Here is a 23,748-nt window from a genome sequence, read left to right as displayed (position 1 = left end):
TAGTTGTTTTGTATTGAAAGATTGCTATTATATTATAAATAAGAACTACATTATGAAATTAAATATGACAAAATCCAATAAAAAGGTACTGATAGATGTTATTTTTTTGTATCATTGACTGGGTTTTGTAACAATTAGAACTACCTTTTGGCTAAGCCGCTATTTACTCTCATTAACTATTTAGGAAATTCACTTTGGAAAATATAAGTAAAGCTGTTGTTATTGTCGAACTACTAAGTGATGTATGGGTTGTTATGGATAATGGAGATTGGGTCAAGGTAGACTCTATACCAGAGCAATTCACTGATCTACCTGTATTAAACAGTAGTGATATTTCCCTAGAGGGAGATGAGTTGGTTTTTGCTGATTCAAGTAAAGAGCTTGTTGTTCCGCAAGATATTATTTCACAACTTGTATCCGATTTAAGCCAAAATAGTACATTTGATGCTCGCAGTAATACGAGTAGCATTGCTTCTTTATCATCAAACGATGGCAATGATGCACAAATGGCTTATCAACTTATTGCTCGCCAAGGGCAAGAGCTTGTTCCTGAATCTGGATACGAAACCACTCCTGTTGCAGATGCCGCGGAAGAAGACCCTGATTTCCTTGAGTTTACGCCTGATCCTATTTTCACCGTAGGCCAGCTTGGTGGTGACGGTATCTTTATCAATAAATATGACGCCGTGGCTTTGGAGTTTTCTGGAACCGTTGAAAATGTCCCTAATGGTTCAATAGTACAAATAATTTTAAGTGACTCTGATGGCAATGAAATTATAGTAACAACTGAAGTTCAAGATGGTGTTTGGTCGGTAATAAATATCGATATTACGGCATTAAATGATGGTGAAGTTACTGCAACAGTATCGCTTGTTGGTGGTAACGAAGATGACGCAGCCAGTGAAACTAAAGTAAAAGATACTCAAGCAGATATTTTTATTGATTTTGAAGATGGCTTAAATACAAATCAACCTATTGATTTTGAGGGTGAAGTGGTAGATGTGCAAGATGGGCAGCTGGTAACAGTAACCATTTTTGATGCGCAAGGTAACCCCATTGCAACGTATGAGGCTACGGTTACTAATGGTCAGTGGAGTATTGGCCCTGAACCTTTTGCTGACTTACCCGATGGAAATTACACTATACAAGTTAGCACTATTGATATTGCGGGTAATGATACTCAAACGCAAAAGTCTTTCTCTAAAGATACAACTGCAATAATAACAATTGAAGTAAATGAAACCGAAGACGGTGTAATTAATAGTTCAGAAAACATAGTGCAGGTAAGCGGAACAGTTGAAGGTATTGAAGACGGTCAGACAGTTTCAGTTACCCTAACAGATGTTGATGGCAATGAAGTGACAGTTGAGGCTGTTGTTGAAAATGGCCAGTACCAACTAGAAGTTGATATTTCTTCGTTAAGTGATGGGGAGATCACAGCAACAGCACAAGCACAAGACTTATTAGGTAATGAGAATACGGCTTCCCAAGTAATTTCACATGATAAAACCGCACAGCTCACCGTCGAGATAGACTCAACACAAGATGGTGTTATAAACAGTGAAGAACAAAGTAACGTGACGGTTCGAGGTGCAGTAACCGGTATTGAAGATGGCCAAACAGTTACTGTTGTATTAAGCGACGGTATTAACCCTCCAATTACATTAACGGCAATTGTTGTTAATGGAAGTTACGAAATAACCGGCGTTGATATTTCATCTTTAAATGATGGCACTATTAGCGCAAATGCAACTGCTCAAGATATTTCAGGAAACCCAGCAAGCGCTAGTGATGAAGCACAATATGACAGCTCAGTTGCTGCAAGCTTAGTAACACAAGATATTGACGGGGTTATTAATAGCGCCGAGCAAAGTAATGTACAACTTAGTGGTTCGGTTACAGATATTGAGCCAGGCCAATTAGTTACTGTTACTTTTACGGATAGTAATAATCAGCAAGTAGTTGTAACAACAGAGGTTGATGCTGATGGCAACTGGCAAATTAGCGGCGATATTGAATCGTTAGCAGATGGCGAAATTTCAGCGCAAATAAGCATTTTTGATGCCGCTGGCAATGAGGCCACTCAAGAGGTTACTTTTTCAAAAGACACACAAAGCACGTTAACCCTTAGTATCGACAAAACCGAAGATGGCATTATAAATGGCAGCTCTGAAAATACCGACATTTCGCTCAGCGGCTTAGTAAATGGTGTAGAGGATGGCCAAGAAGTTACCATCGTATTTACAGACTCATTAGGCAATGAAGTGGTTGTTACCGCAATTGTTGAAAATGGGAACTATGAGCTATCAGGTGTCGATATTTCAACATTAGCAGATGGTGAAATTACTGCCGCAGCAAGTGTTATTGATGATGCAGGCAATTTAGCCCAAGTTACTGACTCTTTGGTTCAAGATAAAACTGCACAATTAACAGTTGATATAGAGAAAACCGATGATGGCGTTATTAATGGTGACGGCGAAAGCGCTGCTATCGTTGTACGCGGCACAGTAACCGACGTTGAAGATGGTCAAACCATTACTGTAACTATTAGTGATGGCGTAAACCCACCCGTTGAAGTAGAAGCCATTGTACAAAATGGTGAGTATGTTACAGCACCAATTGATGCAAGCGCATTAAACGACGGCACGTTAACCGCTACAGCAAGCGTATCAGATTTAGCGGGTAACCCTGTAAGCGCGCAAGATAGCGTAGAACTTGATAACACCGCAGCGATTACAACTAGCATTGATAAAACAGCCGATGACGTTATAAATGGTAGCGGCGAAAGTGCAGCAATCGTGGTACGTGGAACAGTCGCCGATGTTGAAGACGGCCAAACTGTTACTGTTATTATTAGCGATGGCACAAACCAAGTTGAAACAACGGCGCTTGTACAAAATGGCGAATATGTTACAGGCCCAATTGATGCAAGCGCATTAAACGACGGCACATTAACTGCTACAGCAAGCGTATCTGATTTAGCAGGCAACCCAGTTACGGTGCAAGATTCCGTTGAGCTCGATAACACCGCAGCGATCACAACCAGCATTGATAAAACAGCCGATTCAGTTATTAACGGTAATGGCGAAAGTGCAGCCATCGTGGTACGCGGAACAGTCACCGATGTTGAAGACGGCCAAACCGTGACGGTTATTATCAGCGATGGCGTAAACACACCAATTGAGGTGCAAGCCTTGGTAAGTAATGGCGAGTACGTCACAGATCCCATTGATGCAAGCGCATTAAATGACGGCACGTTAACCGCTACAGCAAGCGTATCAGATTTAGCAGGCAACCCTGTAAGCGCGCAAGATAGCGTAGAACTTGATAACACCGCAGCAATTACAACCAGCATTGATAAAACAGCCGACGGCGTTATAAATGGCAACGGCGAAAGTGCTGCAATCGTGGTACGCGGTACTGTTACCGATGTTGAAGACGGCCAAACTGTAACTGTTATTATCAGCGATGGCACAAACCAAGTTGAAACCACGGCGCTTGTACAAAATGGCGAATACGTTACAGATCCGATTGATGCAAGCGCATTAAACGACGGCACGCTCACCGCCACCGCCAGCGTATCCGATGTGGCGGGTAACCCTGTTACAGCTGAGGATACAGTTGAGCTTGATAACAACGCAGCGATTACTACCAGCATTGATAAAACTGCAGATGGCGCTATAAATGGCAACGGCGAAAGTGCTGCAATCGTGGTACGCGGTACTGTTACCGATGTTGAAGACGGCCAAACTGTAACTGTTATTATCAGCGATGGTACAAACCAAGTTGAAACAACGGCGCTTGTGCAAAACGGTGAGTATGTTACCGATCCGATTGATGCAAGCGCACTAAGTGACGGCACGTTAACCGCTACAGCAAGCGCATCAGATTTAGCGGGTAACCCTGTAAGCGCGCAAGATAGCGTAGAACTTGATAACACCGCAGCAATTACAACCAGCATTGATAAAACAGCAGATGGCGTTATCAATGGCAACGGCGAAAGTGCAGCCATCGTGGTACGCGGTACAGTAACCGATGTTGAAGACGGCCAAACTGTTACTGTTGTTATCAGCGATGGCACAAACCAAGTTGAAACAACGGCGCTTGTACAAAATGGCGAATACGTTACAGATCCGATTGATGCAAGCGCATTAAACGACGGCACATTAACTGCTACAGCAAGCGTATCTGATTTAGCAGGCAACCCAGTTACGGCGCAAGATTCAGTTGAGCTCGATAACACAGCAGCAATTACAACCAGCATTGATAAAACAGCCGACGGCGTTATAAATGGCAACGGCGAAAGTGCAGCAATCGTTGTGCGCGGTACAGTAACCGATGTTGAAGACGGCCAAACTGTAACTGTTATTATCAGCGATGGCACAAACCAAGTTGAAACAACGGCGCTTGTTCAAAATGGCGAATACGTTACAGCCCCAATTGATGCAAGCGCATTAAACGACGGCACACTCACCGCAACAGCAAGCGCATCAGATTTAGCGGGTAACCCTGTAAGTGCGCAAGATATCGTAGAACTTGATAACACCGCAGCAATTACAACCAGCATTGATAAAACAGCAGACGGCGTTATAAATGGCAACGGCGAAAGTGCAGCCATCGTGGTACGCGGTACAGTAATCGATGTTGAAGACGGCCAAACAGTAACTGTTGTTATCAGCGATGGCGTAAACCAAGTTGAAACAACGGCGCTTGTACAAAATGGTGAATACGTCACAGATCCGGTTGATGCAAGCGCATTAAACGACGGCACATTAACTGCTACAGCAAGCGTATCAGATTTAGCAGGTAACCCTGTAAGCGCACAAGATTCAGTTGAGCTCGATAATACAACTTCACTTTCTATTAATATTGATAAAACCGAAGATGGTGTTATTAATGGAAATGGTGAAAGTGCCGCAATAGTGGTGAGTGGTTTAGTTGACGATGTTGAAGATGGGCAAGTTGTTACCATAACAATTAGTGATGGTGTTAACGAACCTGTAGAAGTTTTTGCAACTGTTACAAATGGCGAATATGTTACAGCACCTATTGATGCAAGTGCACTAAACGATGGCATATTAACAGCAACAGCTAATGTGTCAGATAAAGCCGGTAACCCGCTAAGTGCACAAGATACTGTAGAGCTCGATAACACCGCAGCAATTACAACCAGCATTGATAAAACTGCCGATTCAGTTATTAACGGCAACGGTGAAAGCGAAGCCTTAGTTGTACGCGGTACAGTAACCGATGTTGAAGACGGTCAAACTGTTACTGTTATTATCAGCGATGGTACAAACCAAGTTGAAACAACGGCGCTTGTACAAAATGGCGAATACGTTACAGCCCCAATTGATGCAAGCGCATTAAACGACGGCACATTAACTGCTACAGCAAGCGTATCAGATTTAGCGGGTAACCCTGTTAACGCGCAAGATAGCGTAGAACTTGATAACACCGCAGCAATTACAACCAGTATTGATAAAACAGCCGACGGCGTTATAAATGGCAACGGTGAAAGTGCTGCAATCCTTGTGCGCGGTACAGTAACCGATGTAGAAGACGGCCAAACAGTGGTGGTCATTATCAGCGATGGCACAAACCAAGTTGAAACAACGGCCCTTGTACAAAATGGCGAGTACGTCACAGGCCCAATTGATGCAAGCGCTTTAAATGATGGCACACTTACTGCCACAGCTAGCGTGTCAGATATAGCAGGTAACCCCGTAACAACTTCAGATACAGTTGATTTAGATAACATAGCCTCTATCGACGTGTCATTAATTGATTCAGATCAAGTAATAAATAATTTAGAGCAAAATAGCGTTGTAATAGCAGGTAGCACAACTGATGTAGAACAGGGGCAGGACGTTACACTAACGCTTACCGACAGCAATAATGTGTCTAAAGTGATAACAGTAGCCGTTGGCGATGATGGTGCATGGGAAGTCACTACCGACCAAATTGCTGATTTAGCCGAAGGTCAAATTAACGCTGTTGTAGCCGTTACTGATTCAGCTGGGAACCCTGCAAATTCAGAGCTTACTTTTACAAAAGATACACTAAGCAGCGTAACTTTAAATATTGCACAAACAGACGATGGCGTAATTAATGGCAGTACCGAAAACTCGCAAATAACCATTACAGGTGATGTAGAGAATATTGAAAACGGTCAAGCTATTAGCGTACTCGTGTCGGATGGGGTTAACCCGGATATTGAGCTCAATGGCACAGTAGTTGATGGTCAGTATAGTTTTGAAAATGTAGATATATCGAGCTTGAATAACGGCACAATTACAGCTACGGCCACTGTTTTAGACTTAGCGGGCAATACTGCGACAGCAAACGATAGTGTTATTCTAGATCAGCTCGCAAGTGTAACTGTAAATATCGACGACACTGATGATGGCGTTATTAATGGCAATTCAGAAAATACAGTCGTTAGCATCACAGGTGATGTATCTAACATTGAAAATGGTCAAATTGTTTCAGTAGTTGTGAGCGATGGCACAAATACTGAAACATTTACTGCTGAAGTAATTAACGGCGCTTACACTATCACAAATGCTGATGTGTCATCGCTAAATGATGGAACATTAACAGCAACAGCTACAGTAACCGATGTTGCGGGTAATACAGCTACAAGTAGCGATGTTGCTGAGCACGATAAGTTAGCCAGCACCACAATAGTGGTCGCTGAAAACGATGATGTAGTGAATGCAGCTGAGCAAAGCAATGTAATTATAAGCGGCACAGTAACCGACATAGAAGCCACACGAGAAGTAACCGTTACATTCTCCGACGGTAGTAATTTAGTTACAGCTACGGTTGATGTAGACAGCAGCGGTAACTGGGAAATAACCCCAAGTGATATAAGCACACTTACCGATGGCGAAATTACTGTAAGTGTTAGTGTTTTTGATAACGCAGGCAATGAAGCTGTAAATAGCACCACCTTTAATAAAGACACGCAAGCAAGTACGACATTAGAACTTGCCGATAACGTAATTAATGCTGCAGAAGACGAAGCTGTAGCACTTAACGGAAAAGTGGATGACGTAGAATCTACAAATAATGTAACGGTAACCTTTACCGATCAAAACGGTAAAACTACAGCAATTGAAAATATCACCCTAGATATTGATGGTAACTGGTCTGTAGCGGCTGCTGATATTAGTGAACTTGCCGATGGTGAAATCATCGCAAGCGTTAGTGTATTTGATAATGCAGGCAACGAAGCTGTTAATAGTGCGTCATTTACAAAAGACACTCAAGCAACAACTACATTAGAGCTTGCTGATACGCTCATTAACGCTGGCGAAGATGAAGCCGTTGCACTAAGTGGTAAAGTTGATGACGTAGAGTCTACAAATCAGCTGACTGTAACCTTTACTGATATTAATGGTACTTCGGCAACAATAAATAATATAACCCTAGATAGCGAAGGTAATTGGCAAGTTCCTGCTGGTGATATTAGCGAGCTTGCCGATGGTGAAATTACTGCAAGCGTTAGTGTATTTGATAACGCAGGTAATGAAGCTGTAAACAGCGTAACCTTTGAAAAAGATACCCAAGCAACAATCAACGTTAATGTTGGCAACGATGCTTTTATTAATGCACAAGAACAAGCGAGCGCTAAAATAGCGGGAACTATTAGTGATGTTGAGCCTGGGCAAGACGTTGATGTTGTATTAAAAGACAGCAATGGTGAAGAGTTACTTTCAGCTACAGCCACTGTAGATGAGCAAGGTAATTGGGAGCTTAATAGCTCTATTCTACGTTTTTTATCAGATGGCGACTACACAGTAGATGTAAGCACACAAGATATAGCGGGTAACGTAGCAACAAGCACGCTAGATTTCACAAAAGACACCCAAGCAAGCACCACTTTAGTGCTAGATGATACTGTAATAAACGCAGCCGAGGACGAGGCTGTTAGCGTAAGCGGTGTGGTTGATGATGTAGAGTCAACGAATAGCATAACTGTTACCTTTACAGACAAAGACGGCACAAAAGTAATCGTTGATAATGTAACCATAAATGACGATGGCAGCTGGGAAGTAAATAACGAAGATATAAGCTCGCTTGCCGATGGCGACATAACCGTAAGTGTTAGCGTATTTGATAACGCAGGTAATGAAGCGGTTAATACCGCTAACCTAACAAAAGATACGGTTGCTAATGTCACAGTTGATATTGTTGATACAGACGATAGCGTAATAAATGGTAATGGTGAAAATACAAATGTAACCATAAACGGTACAGCTGTAGGTGTTGAAGATGGCCAAACGGTTACCGTAACAGTAACTGATGGCACAAATACTAAAACGTTCACCGCACTCGTTACTGATGAAGCGTATACAATCACAGGTGCAGACGTATCAGAGCTTAACGATGGTACATTAACCGCCACAGCCACAGTCAGTGATGTAGCAGGTAATACAGCAACTGATACAGACACCGCCATTCACGATAAAACAGCCCTAACCAGCATTGATGTTGCAACAGGCGATGACGCCGTTATTAATACTGCAGAGCAAAATAATGTAGTTGTAAGTGGCGTAATAGAAGAGGCTGATGCTAACCAAAGAGCCACTGTGGTATTTACCGATGTGAACGGAGATAAAGTCACGGTTGAAAACGTCTCGATTAATAGCGAAGGTGAGTGGGCAATTAATGCCACGAATATTTCAGGCCTTGCTGATGGTGAAATTACAGCAAGTGTTAGCGCATTAGACGTTGAGGGTAATTTAGCCACAAACGAAACCACCTTTACTAAAGACACCGCAGCTACTGTAACCGTTGATATTAACGATACAAACGATGGCGTAATTAACGGTAATGGTGAAAACGTAAGTGTTGAAATTACAGGGACCACAACAGGTGTTGAAGACAATCAAACGGTAACAGTGGTAGTAACAGATGAAGCCGGTAATGAGCGCAGCTTTGAAGCCACAGTTACTAATAATACCTACACGATTACAGGTGCAGATTTATCAGGCTTAAACGATGGCACATTAACCGCCACAGCCACAGTCAGTGATGTAGCAGGTAATACAGCAACTGATACAGACACCGCCATTCACGATAAAACAGCCCTAACCAGCATTGATGTTGCAACAGGCGATGACGCCGTTATTAATACTGCAGAGCAAAATAATGTAGTTGTAAGTGGCGTAATAGAAGAGGCTGATGCTAACCAAAGAGCCACTGTGGTATTTACCGATGTGAACGGAGATAAAGTCACGGTTGAAAACGTCTCGATTAATAGCGAAGGTGAGTGGGCAATTAATGCCACGAATATTTCAGGCCTTGCTGATGGTGAAATTACAGCAAGTGTTAGCGCATTAGACGTTGAGGGTAATTTAGCCACAAACGAAACCACCTTTACTAAAGACACCGCAGCTACTGTAACCGTTGATATTAACGATACAAACGATGGCGTAATTAACGGTAATGGTGAAAACGAAAGTGTTGAAATTACAGGGACCACAACAGGTGTTGAAGACAATCAAACGGTAACAGTGGTAGTAACAGATGAAGCCGGTAATGAGCGCAGCTTTGAAGCCACAGTTACTAATAATACCTACACGATTACAGGTGCAGATTTATCAGGCTTAAACGATGGCACATTAACCGCCACAGCCACAGTCAGTGATGTAGCAGGTAATACAGCAACTGATACAGACACCGCCATTCACGATAAAACAGCCCTAACCAGCATTGATGTTGCAACAGGCGATGACGCCGTTATTAATACTGCAGAGCAAAATAATGTAGTTGTAAGTGGCGTAATAGAAGAGGCTGATGCTAACCAAAGAGCCACTGTGGTATTTACCGATGTGAACGGAGATAAAGTCACGGTTGAAAACGTCTCGATTAATAGCGAAGGTGAGTGGGCAATTAATGCCACGAATATTTCAGGCCTTGCTGATGGTGAAATTACAGCAAGTGTTAGCGCATTAGACGTTGAGGGTAATTTAGCCACAAACGAAACCACCTTTACTAAAGACACCGCAGCTACTGTAACCGTTGATATTAACGATACAAACGATGGCGTAATTAACGGTAATGGTGAAAACGAAAGTGTTGAAATTACAGGGACCACAACAGGTGTTGAAGACAATCAAACGGTAACAGTGGTAGTAACAGATGAAGCCGGTAATGAGCGCAGCTTTGAAGCCACAGTTACTAATAATACCTACACGATTACAGGTGCAGATTTATCAGGCTTAAACGATGGCACATTAACCGCCACAGCCACCGTAAGTGATGTAGCCGGTAACATAGCCACTAATACAGATACAGCCATACACGACAAAACAGCAGCTACTACCATTGCAATGGCAGCGGGTGATGACGTAGTAAATGCAAGCGAGCAAACAAATGTTGTTGTGAGTGGTCAGGTTACTGATATAGAGCCGACGAATACAGCAACAGTTACTTTTACTGATGAAAGTGGCGAACTCGTGACTATAAACAATGTTACGATTAATAATGACGGCAGTTGGGAGGTTAATAGTGCAGATATTAATACCCTTGCCGATGGCACTATTACTGCGACTGTTAGTGTACTTGATAATGCGGGTAACCAAGCCACAAATAGCACAACCTTTGAAAAAGATACCCAAGCTTCCATTTCTATACCAAGTGAAAATAACGATTTATTGATCAATAATGCAGAAAAATCGGCTGTAGTTATTAATGGTCAAAGTGCCAATATTGAAGAAGGTAAAATCGTCAATATTACTGTTTCTGATGGTAGTGCTTCGGTAACAGGGCAAGCGACTATTTTAGCTGATGGAACGTGGCAAAGTAACTCACTCGATTTGACATCCCTTAATGAAGGGGCATTGACTGTTACAGCAACAACCGCTGATACCGCAGGCAACACTGCCAATGCAGATCTTAACATTGTTAAAGATACACAAAGCGCTGTTACGGTAAATGTGGGCGACGATGCTGTTATTAACAATGCTGAGCAAAGCACTGCTAAAGTAGCAGGCACAGTAACTGATGTAGAAGCTAACCAAAGCGTAGCAATTATCATTAAAGACAGTGACGGCAGTACTGTATTTAATGGCACTGCAAGTGTAGATAACGCTGGCAACTGGGAATTAGATAGCAGTATTTTAAATGCCCTATCAGATGGCGACTACACAGTAGATGTAAGCACACAAGATATAGCGGGTAACGTAGCAACAAGCACGCTAGATTTCACAAAAGACACCCAAGCAAGCACCACTTTAGTGCTAGATGATACTGTAATAAACGCAGCCGAGGACGAGGCTGTTAGCGTAAGCGGTGTGGTTGATGATGTAGAGTCAACGAATAGCATAACTGTTACCTTTACAGACAAAGACGGCACAAAAGTAATCGTTGATAATGTAACCATAAATGACGATGGCAGCTGGGAAGTAAATAACGAAGATATAAGCTCGCTTGCCGATGGCGACATAACCGTAAGTGTTAGCGTATTTGATAACGCAGGTAATGAAGCGGTTAATACCGCTAACCTAACAAAAGATACGGTTGCTAATGTCACAGTTGATATTGTTGATACAGACGATAGCGTAATAAATGGTAATGGTGAAAATACAAATGTAACCATAAACGGTACAGCTGTAGGTGTTGAAGATGGCCAAACGGTTACCGTAACAGTAACTGATGGCACAAATACTAAAACGTTCACCGCACTCGTTACTGATGAAGCGTATACAATCACAGGTGCAGACGTATCAGAGCTTAACGATGGTACATTAACCGCCACAGCCACAGTCAGTGATGTAGCAGGTAATACAGCAACTGATACAGACACCGCCATTCACGATAAAACAGCCCTAACCAGCATTGATGTTGCAACAGGCGATGACGCCGTTATTAATACTGCAGAGCAAAATAATGTAGTTGTAAGTGGCGTAATAGAAGAGGCTGATGCTAACCAAAGAGCCACTGTGGTATTTACCGATGTGAACGGAGATAAAGTCACGGTTGAAAACGTCTCGATTAATAGCGAAGGTGAGTGGGCAATTAATGCCACGAATATTTCAGGCCTTGCTGATGGTGAAATTACAGCAAGTGTTAGCGCATTAGACGTTGAGGGTAATTTAGCCACAAACGAAACCACCTTTACTAAAGACACCGCAGCTACTGTAACCGTTGATATTAACGATACAAACGATGGCGTAATTAACGGTAATGGTGAAAACGTAAGTGTTGAAATTACAGGGACCACAACAGGTGTTGAAGACAATCAAACGGTAACAGTGGTAGTAACAGATGAAGCCGGTAATGAGCGCAGCTTTGAAGCCACAGTTACTAATAATACCTACACGATTACAGGTGCAGATTTATCAGGCTTAAACGATGGCACATTAACCGCCACAGCCACAGTCAGTGATGTAGCAGGTAATACAGCAACTGATACAGACACCGCCATTCACGATAAAACAGCCCTAACCAGCATTGATGTTGCAACAGGCGATGACGCCGTTATTAATACTGCAGAGCAAAATAATGTAGTTGTAAGTGGCGTAATAGAAGAGGCTGATGCTAACCAAAGAGCCACTGTGGTATTTACCGATGTGAACGGAGATAAAGTCACGGTTGAAAACGTCTCGATTAATAGCGAAGGTGAGTGGGCAATTAATGCCACGAATATTTCAGGCCTTGCTGATGGTGAAATTACAGCAAGTGTTAGCGCATTAGACGTTGAGGGTAATTTAGCCACAAACGAAACCACCTTTACTAAAGACACCACCATTAATATTGATATTGATACTGGTGAAAACGGCATTAACAGTAGAGCCTTTAAAGCGGGTGAAGTAACCACGCTAAACGGTACAACCGATGCTGAACCAGGTTCTACCGTTACACTTACAATTTTTGATGGCACTACTAGTGAAGTAGTGACTGCAGCAGTCGCAAATGGTGGAACTTGGAACGTTAACGGTATAGATATATCTGAGCTTGATGATACACAGCAGTGGACTATTACGGCAACTGTTACTGATTCTGCAGGAAACGCAGCGCAAGATGTCGCACCAACACTCGATGCGCTTGATAGCCAAACATTAAATGAAAGTAATACAGCAAATGGCGGCACAAGCTCAGCGACTAGTTCAATAGAAATAGATAACGCTGACCTTACATTAAGTACAAACCAATCTGGTCTTGAAGGCTTAACGGTAGACGGCAGCCCTGTTTCGGTTACCTTAGCAAATGATGGTTTATCTTTAGAGGTAAAAGACTCGCAAGGTAACTTAGTGCTAAGTGTGTCGCTTGTAGGTGGAGAACTTACTACTACGCTACATGCACCTATTGATCACGAAAGTGAAAGCTTACTTACTGATATTTTTGTTGATGCACTACAAACAGATGCCGATGGCACAACCGAATTAGTCGTTGTACCAACAGCCGTTACTATTACCGACTCTGCCCCACAAAGTAGTGACGACAGCTTTACAGTTACAGAAGCCGACACCGATGCGGGTAGAGTATCAACAGGTAGCTTAGTCACAAACGACAGTGTAGTAGAGGGCGCACCAACCGTTACAAGTGTAACATTTAATGGCACTGATTATGATGTAACAACAAGTACACCAGCCACGATAGTAACCGATGAAGGTACATTAACGGTTAACAGCGATGGCACATGGAGCTTTAACGCGCTTGATAATCGAGACTCAACTCCTTCACCACAGTTTACGATTGAATACACAATAGAAGATCGCGACGGTGTTGGTAGTTCATCAAGTACAGCCACATTTACAGTACAAGATGGCAGTGCGGGCAGCTTTACAGAGCAAGCTGCTACTTATACAGAAAGTGATTATGGCGTTACAACAACAAATAATAAATCCTTTGCTGTTGTGGCAGGCTCTGATGCACTAGTTGCTGATTCAATCACCTTTGATGACACTATCGCAAACTTAAATGCGTTAAACTTAACAAGTGCTGGTGTAGCTATTACCTTTGCATTAAGCGAAGACGGAAAAACAATTACGGGTTCTGCAAATGGTAACGAAGTTATCCGCTTTAGCGTAAGTGCAACGCAAGATGCCAATGGTAAAGATTTAGATGCTAGGGTTCAAACAACAGTAAGCTTACCGCTTGATAACCCTGATGGAGAAAATATAGACTTTGCGCTTTCTGTTAATGGTGAGGATAGTGATGGTACAGCAATCAGCGGTGCGGGTAATGTAACCATAACCGTTAAAGATGGCACAGGACCACAGCTTGCCAATATAGACTCTGCAAACCTTGATGAGTCAGGTTTAGCGTCCGGCTCAGATACATTTAACGGTACATTAGATACTGTTATTGGCAGTGATAGCTTTTCGTCGTTAACCTTTGCTGTAACTGGCTCGCAACCTGCACTAACCTCTGGTGGTGAGGATATTCAATATACTTTAAGTGAAGATGGCTTAACGCTTACAGCACATACAGGTGATATAAATAACCCTGTATTTATTGCAACTTTACCTGAGATCACAAACAGCACAAGCAGCCAAGAAAACTTACAATATACCATTGAGCTTATTCGCCCTATTGATAATAACGGCAATAGTAGCTTTAACCTGGCAATTGAATTGCAAGATCAAGATGGCGATATTGATGAGGAAAATATTACTGTAAACGTTACAGATAGTGCTAATGCAACGCAAACCTCACCTACGTTCAATGTCGCAGAAAGCCCAGAAACAGGCAGTACTGGTCAATCAGATACACAGAGCATTACTATTACGGCTGGCGGTGAGGCTGTTAAATCACTTAGTATGAATGTAGCTTCAGGTGACGCCGTGCTTGATAGCAATGGCAATGCTCTTACCCAAAACGGTGAGCCGATTACATGGCGAGTTAATGAGGATGGTACCGCAAACGGTGTAGTTAATGGCGTTACTGTATTTACGGTAACTCTTCCAACTGATGTGGATGTAGCAGCAGGCACCTCTGAAAGTTACAACATTGCCTTTGAAATCGCAGGGGCTATTGATCATTTAGATTCACAAGAAGCAACGCTTGCTATTAACGTACCTCTTGTTTCAACCGATGCCGATGGCACTAGAGAACAAAGTGTATTAGCAGTAAACGTAGAAGATGGTCAGTCACCTAGTGTCACAACTTCAGGCGATAGCGCTCCAGCGGTTGACGAAGAAGGCTTACGTAATAACGACTCAATTAAAACCGAGGGCAATATTAGCGTTACATCAGGCTCAGATGAAGTTGTTGAAGTGAAACTAGCTGACGGCTTTAGCTTTTCTGGTTACACCTCTTCAGGTGAAGACGTTACGCTGTCAAATACAGCTGACGATGATGGCTGGTATTTAGCAACAGCACCAACAGGCGAAAACGGGGCAGCTGAAACAATTTTCCGCGTTAAGTTTAATGCTGATGGAACCTTTGAATACGAGCAGTTCAAAGCCTTAGACCACGAAGCGGGTAATGGAGAAAACACACTTGATGTAACAATCGATTTAGTTGCGGTAGATGCAGATGGGGATATATCAAATTCACAAAGTGTTGTTATTGCCACAGTAACCGATGATATCCCTAGCTTGCCTGGTGCAAGTAAAGCATTGATTGAAGGTGAAACCGTTACAATCGATTTATTAGCTAACCTTGAAGGGGGAGCTGACGGAGCGACGGTAACAAGCATCACTTATAACAATGTGGTTAGAAATGTGGGCGATACATTCGCTTTAAATGATGGTGATGAAGATTACGGTACAGCCACAATTAATTCAGATGGTAGCGTAACAATTACTACCACTACATTTGGTTCATCAGCAAATGATTTTGTCGACACAATTACTTATGTTGTAACAGATGCTGACGGTGATACAGCGACAGCAGATTTATCATTGACTACAAGTGATGACATTGGTGAGATGACTACGACTGCAACAGATGCCAATGAAGACGGCTCTTCTACAATTACTGTTACCGTAAACCCAGGCGATATTGACCAAAATGAAACGGTTACTCAAATACGTATTGAAGAAAGCTCTTTACAAGGTGGAAAGTTATTGTTAAATGGCAGTGAGCTAACAGCTACTGATGGTTATTATGTACTAAGTGGCAGCCAGTTAAGTATTGATGCTAATGGCGTAGCAACTATAAACGGCGCTTTAACATTTGAACCGCTTGGCGATAGCTCAAACCAAACTCAAACGGTAAACCTGACTATTGATGCAACAGTAACGACTGATAATGGCAATCGTGAATACAACGCCACTCAAGCAGTAAGTGTTATATCAGAGGCCGACACCCCTGATTGGGATAACACAAACGATTACAGTTACACAACTGCAGAAGATACCGAAGCTGCTATTAATATTGGCGCTACACTGCAAGATACAGATGGCTCAGAAACACTCACTTATATAATCAATAATATACAAGAGGGCTTAATCGTTACAGCCAATGGCCGTACGCTATCAAACGGTGATGAAATAACCGCAGCAGAGGCACAAAGCTTAACTGTAGTTGGCGAAGAGCATGTAGCGGGCACGTTTACTTTTGATATTACTGCTATAGCAACAGAAGCTGAAAACAACGATAGTGCATCATCAAGTACGCAAACGGTAACGGTTGAAATAACCCCTGTTGCTGATGAGCCTCGCTTATTTGTGCGTAACCAAACCGTAGATGAAGATGCGCTCACCCCTGCGATAGACTTATTCAGTGGTTTACTGGTTGACCAAGACGGCTCCGAAACGCTTAGTTTTGAAGTTATATTGCCAGAAGGTTTTGAGCTGGTAGACGAAAATGGAGATGTGTTAACTCAAGATGCAGATGGCAATTGGCTTGTAAGTGATGTAGAGCTGCAAGCAGGGAACATATTCTTAAAACAAAAAGAAGATGCCAGCCGTGCAACCGACGCTACATTTGACATTACGGTTACAGCCATAGCAACAGAAACCAGCACCGGTGAAGAAGCACGTACAGAGCCAGATACTTTACAACTTACTGTTATAGGTAAAATAGATCCACCAGAGCTTGATGAAGAAAACAGCAATGATAACTGGACATTTACGACAGTAGATGAAAACAACTTTACGCTTAAAAATACCCAAGGTACGGAAGATACTAACCTACGTTTAGACTTTTTAATTGTGACCTCTGATGTGGATCAGTCAGAAGCAATTAGTTTAGTTATTTCTGACTTACCAGACTCGGTAATGCTAGTAGATGTAAACGGCGACCCTGCTAATTTATCAATTGTTGGTACTGATGCTAATGGCAAGCCAATGTACAGCTTAACGGCCGCAGAGATGGAAAATTACTATTTAGCGCCTGTTGATGACTTTAGTGGTGAAGTTAACTTTAATATTAAAGTAGTCCCGACAGAGGCTGATGGTGATACTGCTGATTACAACATTGCTGTAACTACAAACTTTAACCCAACAATTGACAATAATACGCAAAGCCTATCAACAACGTCTGAGGGCAATGAAGATACACGTATAGCACTTAATTTTAACCCAGATTTAATCGACAGTGATGGGTCAGAAACAATAACAGGTGCTGTAATTACAGCCATACCAGCAAACACTACTCTGTATGTTGATGGTGAGGTAGTGAACGTAGGTAGTGGGTTTGATTTAGCAGATTTAATTAATGCCGAGTACCCCACGCTTGAGGATGTTTTAGCCAGTGATAGAGTGCGCTTGCTGCCTGATGAGGATTTCTCTGGCACGCTTACTGTTGATGTACTTTATACCGTAACCGATACGTCAAATGTGGGCAGTGTGAGCGAGGATATTAGTAGTCAAGTTACAGTCACTGTTAATGGACAGGTTGATACGCAAAGTAGTGCCGAGCGCGATAATAGTGGTGCTGTTACCCGTCTTGAAGCAACGGATGAAACAATCACGAGCTCAAGCAGAACACTGAGCCTATCGGGGGCTGTTAGCTTTACAGAAGAGGATGTTGATGGCTCTGAGGTTATTACTCATATAGAAATAATACTCCCTGATGACGTAAATATAGAGGTACTCCATCCAAATGGTGCATACCCAGATGGCTCCGGTCGTTGGATTATACCTATTGATGCAGGCACAAGTGACTCAGTAACAGACGTAATTAATGACTTACTCGCTGATGTAACCTTAGAAGCACAAAATTCTACAGGTGATATAGATGTTACTGTTAAAGCCCGTGTAGCTGATGGCAGCCATGCGGTATTACTAAGTGACAATTTTACCGTTAACTTTACTGTTGAAGGAGACGGAAGTACGTCAGAGGCTTCTGAAGTAGGGCAGTTACAAATTTCGGTGGTAGATGCAGTAGAAGATGAAGCAGTTGATTTTACAGGGCATATTAATACCAGTTTAACTGACGATGAGAACGATACCGTTACTGTTTACATAAACGCTGATAGCCTACCTGAAGGCCTTATTATTGAAGGTGATGGGGTTATCGCAATTCCAGGTGATGACGGCGAAGTTGCTGAATATATTATTCCTGAAGAATCACTTGGTAATTTAAGCTTTACCAGTGCAGGTGATGACTATTCAGGGCAATTAATTATTCCGGTAACGATCATTGCGGTAGATAATGATAGTGGCGATGAATATATTGATGACACGCAATCTTTAGAAATAGATATAACTCCAGTCGCTGACGGTGGTGAGTTTAGCGCAGCTATTAACAAAATTAAGGAAGACAACCGCACCACAGCACTAGGCTTAACATTAGCTTTAACCGATTTAAACCAAGTAGATGATGAGGCAAACCCTGAGCAAAATGGCGGGGTTGAAGAAGTTGATTTTTCTCAGCCAATTATTATTACCTTACCGGATGGCGTTGGATTGTATGACCCTAATAATATGTTTACCGACAACGGTGATAACACATATACATATAACGGTACAGAGGCAGAGTTTGCTACTGCACTAGCAAGTATTGGGGTTGAGCCAATTGAAGACCAATCAGGTACTGACATAGATATTCAGATAACAGCAACCATTGTTGATACCGCACAATTAAGTACAGGTACTGCCACTGATACAACACAAGTTACTAATACAATTAGTATTGCTGTAGAGGCGGTAACTGACGAAGCAGTATTAACAGTAGCAGATGCACAAGGTAGCGAAGATGCCGATATAGCATTAACAGGCTTAAGTGCGCTGCTAAAAGATGATGACGGCTCTGAAACTATTTCAATTACTATCTCGGGCGTGCCAAAAGATGCCGTACTAAAAGATGCTGATGGTAATTTGCTTGTTAATAATGGTAAAGATGGTGGCACCTTTAATGGTGAAGACACCACAAGCTGGACTGTTACTGCAGAGCAATTAGCTGGTTTGATTATTGTACCGCCGCTTGATTTTAGTGGTGAGTTTGAATTAACCCTAAATGCGCTAACTCAGGATGAATCACCAGGTGAAATAGTACAGACCTCAGCCTCGTTTATGGTTGTTGTAAACCCAGAAGCCGATGCACTGGATTTTTCTAAAAAGCCATTTGAAAGCTACGATGGGCAAGAAGATGACACCTTGACTATTGACTTAGAGGCCTTTAGTGAAGAGGCGGATGGCACGGAGACAATTCAATTAACGGTTAATATAGCCGCCGACTCGGACAGTAGTGCACTTGAGTATATTGACGGCAAAGCGTCTATTACTGTCGGTACTGAAACTGTATTCTTTACTAGCGATGGTAATGGCGGCTTTAGTGCGACAATTACCAGTGACAGTAACTCAATTGAAAACTTTGACTTTAATGCCGGTGGCCTTGCGTTTGGCACATTAAACATGAGTGTTGATGTTGCAACTGTTGATAGCGCACAAATTAATGGTGAAACGGTAACAAGTGTGGGTGAGACACAATCATCAGAATTTATTATTGAGTTAGAACCTCAAGCTGATGCGCCTGTGTGGACTGCTGCAAATGATGTTACAAGTAATTCAACTAACAATATCGCCCTAAACCTTGATGTTGATTTACAAAATCCAGCAGCAGATGAAACGGGCTATATTGAAATTACAGGCTTACCAGATGGATACAACTTTAACGTTGGTGAAAAGGTCGGTGATACATGGACTGTTGATATTACTGATATTGAAGCCTTAGAAATTGTTGATGCCGACGCAGGTGATAGTTTCACGCTAACACTAAATGCGTTTTCTACACTTAACGGTGAGACTCAACAAGCACCTACCGAAGAGGTAGATGTGACTATTTCAGCTTCAGCAAGTAACACTTCAAGCTCAAGCGGCGCACAAGCTCAATCATTTAGTGAGGACTCAAGTGGTGGTGACACTGCTTTCGCTCAAAGTATGAATGAAAGCTTAGACGGCGATCAAAACGTATGAAGTTAAGTTTAAAACGAGAACAAATGCAGGCACTTGGCAAGCACATTGCTGATGCCCTGCATTTGCGCCATCAAAGCGATAACTTGTTACTTGGTTTGCCAAGTAATGAGTTTTCGGCTCATCATTTAGAACAAGCATTGAGTAATATTAATGTGAGTGCCCAGCAACAAACTGCGCCTAAACATTATGCTTACCCAGCCTTGGTACTCGATAAAGATGGCTACTTTTGGTTTTTTGAGAGTAAGGGAGAAAGTACATTTAGCTCGCAAGATGGAGCAGAACCAAAGCAGTTAACTGATATTGATAAAGAGTTGATTTGGTATTTGTCGCACGAAAATGTCACCGATGATCGCTCCGAAAAACTCCATACCCGTATTCCCAGTTGGTTAAGGCCTGCTTGGGAGCAGGTAAAACCCTTTTATAATTCACTATTATTGGCGTCACTAACGGTAAATTTACTCGCTTTAGTCGTTCCGCTATTTACTATGAATGTCTATGACCGTGTAGTGCCCAATGCAGCACTAGATACCTTATGGGTGTTGGCAACAGGTGCAACAATAGCCATTGTATTCGATTGGTTGTTAAAGCAATCTCGTGGGCATTTAACTGATGCCGCAGGTAGACAAATAGATTTACGTATAAGTAGTATGTTATACGCTAAAGTATTAGGTATGAGGCTTGAGCAGCGCCCAGCCTCTGCGGGGGCTTATGCAAAACAAGTTCAAGATTTTGATAGTGTTAGGGAATTTATTACCTCTGCAACACTGGTTTCAGTTATTGACTTGCCCTTTACCTTATTGTTTTTAGCGTTAATATTTTGGCTTGGGGGATTAATTGTACTTATTCCTGTTGCTGTGCTGAGTATTGTTATTATTACAAGTATTGTATTACAAGCTAAATTAAATGAAAGCGTAGAGCAAGCATCTAAGTTATCTACTCAACGTCAAGCGTACTTAATTGAAAACTTAAATCAGCTTGTTGAGTTAAAGCAGATGAATGGTCAAGCAAGTGCGCAGCAAAAGCTTGAGCAAACTCTCGCACAAATGGTTGATTGGCAAAATAAGTCACGCCACAGTGCAACAACACTTACACATACTGTGGCTAGCCTCAGTCAATTTACCAGTATTGGGTTAATCGTATTTGGCGTGTATTTAATAAGCAATGGTGACATTAGTATGGGCGCACTGATTGCTATTGTTATGTTAAGTGGTCGAGCATCGGGGTCTATATCTTCGTTGGCTGGGCTTGTTTTAAAGTACAAACAAACGCAAACAGCTATTGAGTCAGTTAAAAATATAATGGCATTAGAGCAAGAACAGCAAAGCGGCGAAAGTACAATTGATGCTTCTTTAAATGGCAATATTACGGCTCGTTATTTAAGCTTTCAGTACCATGAGCAAGAACTAGAAGCTATTCATAACATTAACTTTGATATCAAAAAAGGTGAAAAAATAGGGTTGTACGGCCGCGCAGGGTCGGGTAAATCAACACTACTAGCTATAATTGCAGGTCAATACAGAGCAACCTCTGGGCAGCTTTTAATAGACGACATAGATATAAAACATTGGTCTTTAAGTGCATTGCGCAGGCAAAGTGGCTGGGTCGCACAAAGCCCTAGCTTGTTTTATGGCTCAGTACTTGAAAATATCACCTTAGGTGCACAAAACATCAACCCTACCGATCTCACTAATGCGCTTGTGCAATCAGGCGTGAGCCGATTTATTGACCGTTTAGAGTCCGGGCTTGAAACACAAGTAGGCGAATTTGGCCGATTTTTATCGGGTGGCCAACGACAAGCTGTATGCATTGCACGCGCGCTATTGCAAAGTAATAATGCTTTACTTTTGTTAGATGAGCCTTCGTCAGCAATGGACGAAGGGCATGAAAAACTATTAATAAAATCCCTTAAAGAGCGTACCGAAACGGTAGTTATTTCTAGCCACCGCAAAGAAATGCTCTCAATTTGCGACAGAATATTTGTTATAGATCATGGCCGATTAAAAAGTATTGAAACCCCTAAATCATTATTTAGTGAAAAAGTATCGGGCGGTGTAAAACTGGTGAGTAAAAAAGTGACTCGAGTAAGTAATACCAATAGTGGGAGCGGGTCTAAATAATGGCTGATTTATATATGGGGCAGCTGCAAGCTGCAAAGCAAGCTAAGCGGTTGGTTATTATTGTTTTTATTTTGCTTTTTTCAGTCGTTTTATGGGCAAAATTTGCTAAGCTAGAAGAGGTAATTATAGGGCAAGGTACTGTTATTCCTGTTCAGCGTGTGCAAACTATTGAGAATCTTGACGGTGGCATATTAAAAGAGGTGCTCGTGCAAGAAGGTCAGTTAGTTGAAGTAGGCGATCCATTACTTTTAATCGATGAAACCCGCTTTGCAGCCGCTTTTGCTGAATCAAGCCAAGAGCGAGAGTCTTTACTTGCTAGACATAACCGCCTGTTAACAGAGCTTAAAAGTGTAAAACTTGACGAGCAAAGCAGTTTTGGTGCGACAATTCAGCGCTTAGAGATTCCACGTAAGGGCGTATCGCCAGAAGTATACAGGCAAGCATATAACACTTACACATCGCGTTTAACTCAGCTTGAGTCGCAATTACAACAACGAACCCAAAGTTTGTTGCAACAAGAGCAGGCAAGTAACGAGCAACTAGCAAATATTTCAGCGTTAAAGCAAAGCTTAAAACTAACCAGCAGAGAGGTCGAGTTAACACAAAGTGCGGTAGATGCTGGAGCTGTAGCTGAAATGGAGCTTGTTAAATTACAGCGCGATGAAATTGCAATGAAAGGTGAGCTAAACCAAGCCAGCGCATTACTACAGCAGCTTATTGCTGCCAAAAGCCAAGTGCTTGAAGAGCGTAAAGCGATTGTATTTGATTATTTAGCTGATACACAAAACCAGCTAGATGAAGTAAGTAATGAGCTCGCTAAAATCTCACAAAGTAGTAAAGCGCTTGAAGACAGATTATTAAAAGCACAGGTAAGAGCGCCAGTACGAGGGACTGTAAAAAATATTGTGTCTCGCTCAATTGGAAGCGTAATCGATCCTGGCGAAGTGATGATGGAAATAGTCCCGCAAAATGATCAGCTTTTAATAGATACTAAAGTACAACCAAAAGATATAGGTTTTATTAGAGTTGGTATGCCAGCCAAAGTAAAATTTACTGCATATGACTTTGTTATATATGGAGGATTGGAAGGGGAAGTAACTTACATTAGTGCAGATGCTCAATATTTAGAAGACGGCACGGCGTATTATCAAGCTTTTATAAAAACCACTGTAAGTCAGATTGCTCAGCAACCTATCATACCGGGGATGCAAACTCAGGTAGATATAATTACTGGAAAAAAAACTGTTTTAGATTACTGGTTAAAACCTTTGTTAAGAGCAAAGGCCAATGCCATGCGTGAACCATAA

Annotated in this window: 3 protein-coding genes; all 3 read left to right on the top strand. The window is 42.1% G+C overall.

Annotation, left to right across the window (positions count from 1 at the left end):
- Nucleotides 1–194 precede the first annotated feature (194 nt).
- The 3 genes from QUE46_RS13260 to QUE46_RS13250 are packed head-to-tail and all read left to right on the top strand — an operon-like array spanning nucleotide 195 to nucleotide 23,748.
- On the top strand, nucleotides 195–20,324 hold the full coding sequence (locus QUE46_RS13260; RefSeq protein ID WP_286245154.1) for an Ig-like domain-containing protein: 20,130 nt from the start codon (nucleotides 195–197) through the stop codon (nucleotides 20,322–20,324).
- The gene (locus QUE46_RS13255) at nucleotides 20,321–22,441 is read left to right on the top strand and encodes an ATP-binding cassette domain-containing protein (RefSeq protein WP_286245153.1); all 2,121 of its coding nucleotides are present in this window, start codon (nucleotides 20,321–20,323) and stop codon (nucleotides 22,439–22,441) included. The genes QUE46_RS13260 and QUE46_RS13255 overlap by 4 nt, the downstream gene beginning before the upstream one ends.
- A complete protein-coding gene (locus QUE46_RS13250) occupies nucleotides 22,441–23,748 on the top strand; it encodes an HlyD family type I secretion periplasmic adaptor subunit (protein ID WP_286245152.1) in 1,308 nt (435 codons plus the stop codon). The genes QUE46_RS13255 and QUE46_RS13250 overlap by 1 nt, the downstream gene beginning before the upstream one ends.

It is taken from the genome of Pseudoalteromonas sp. MM1 (genome assembly GCF_030296835.1).
Classification (GTDB): domain Bacteria; phylum Pseudomonadota; class Gammaproteobacteria; order Enterobacterales; family Alteromonadaceae; genus Pseudoalteromonas.
The sequence above is the reverse complement of the archived record's forward strand: the minus strand, read 5'-3'. Positions and strand labels throughout refer to the sequence as shown.

Excerpts from the sequence above, each read along its gene's own strand:
- QUE46_RS13255 (WP_286245153.1), top strand. The coding sequence starts at position 20,321 with ATGAAGTTAAGTTTAAAACGAGAACAAATGCAGGCACTTGGCAAGCAC.
- QUE46_RS13250 (WP_286245152.1), top strand. The coding sequence starts at position 22,441 with ATGGCTGATTTATATATGGGGCAGCTGCAAGCTGCAAAGCAAGCTAAG.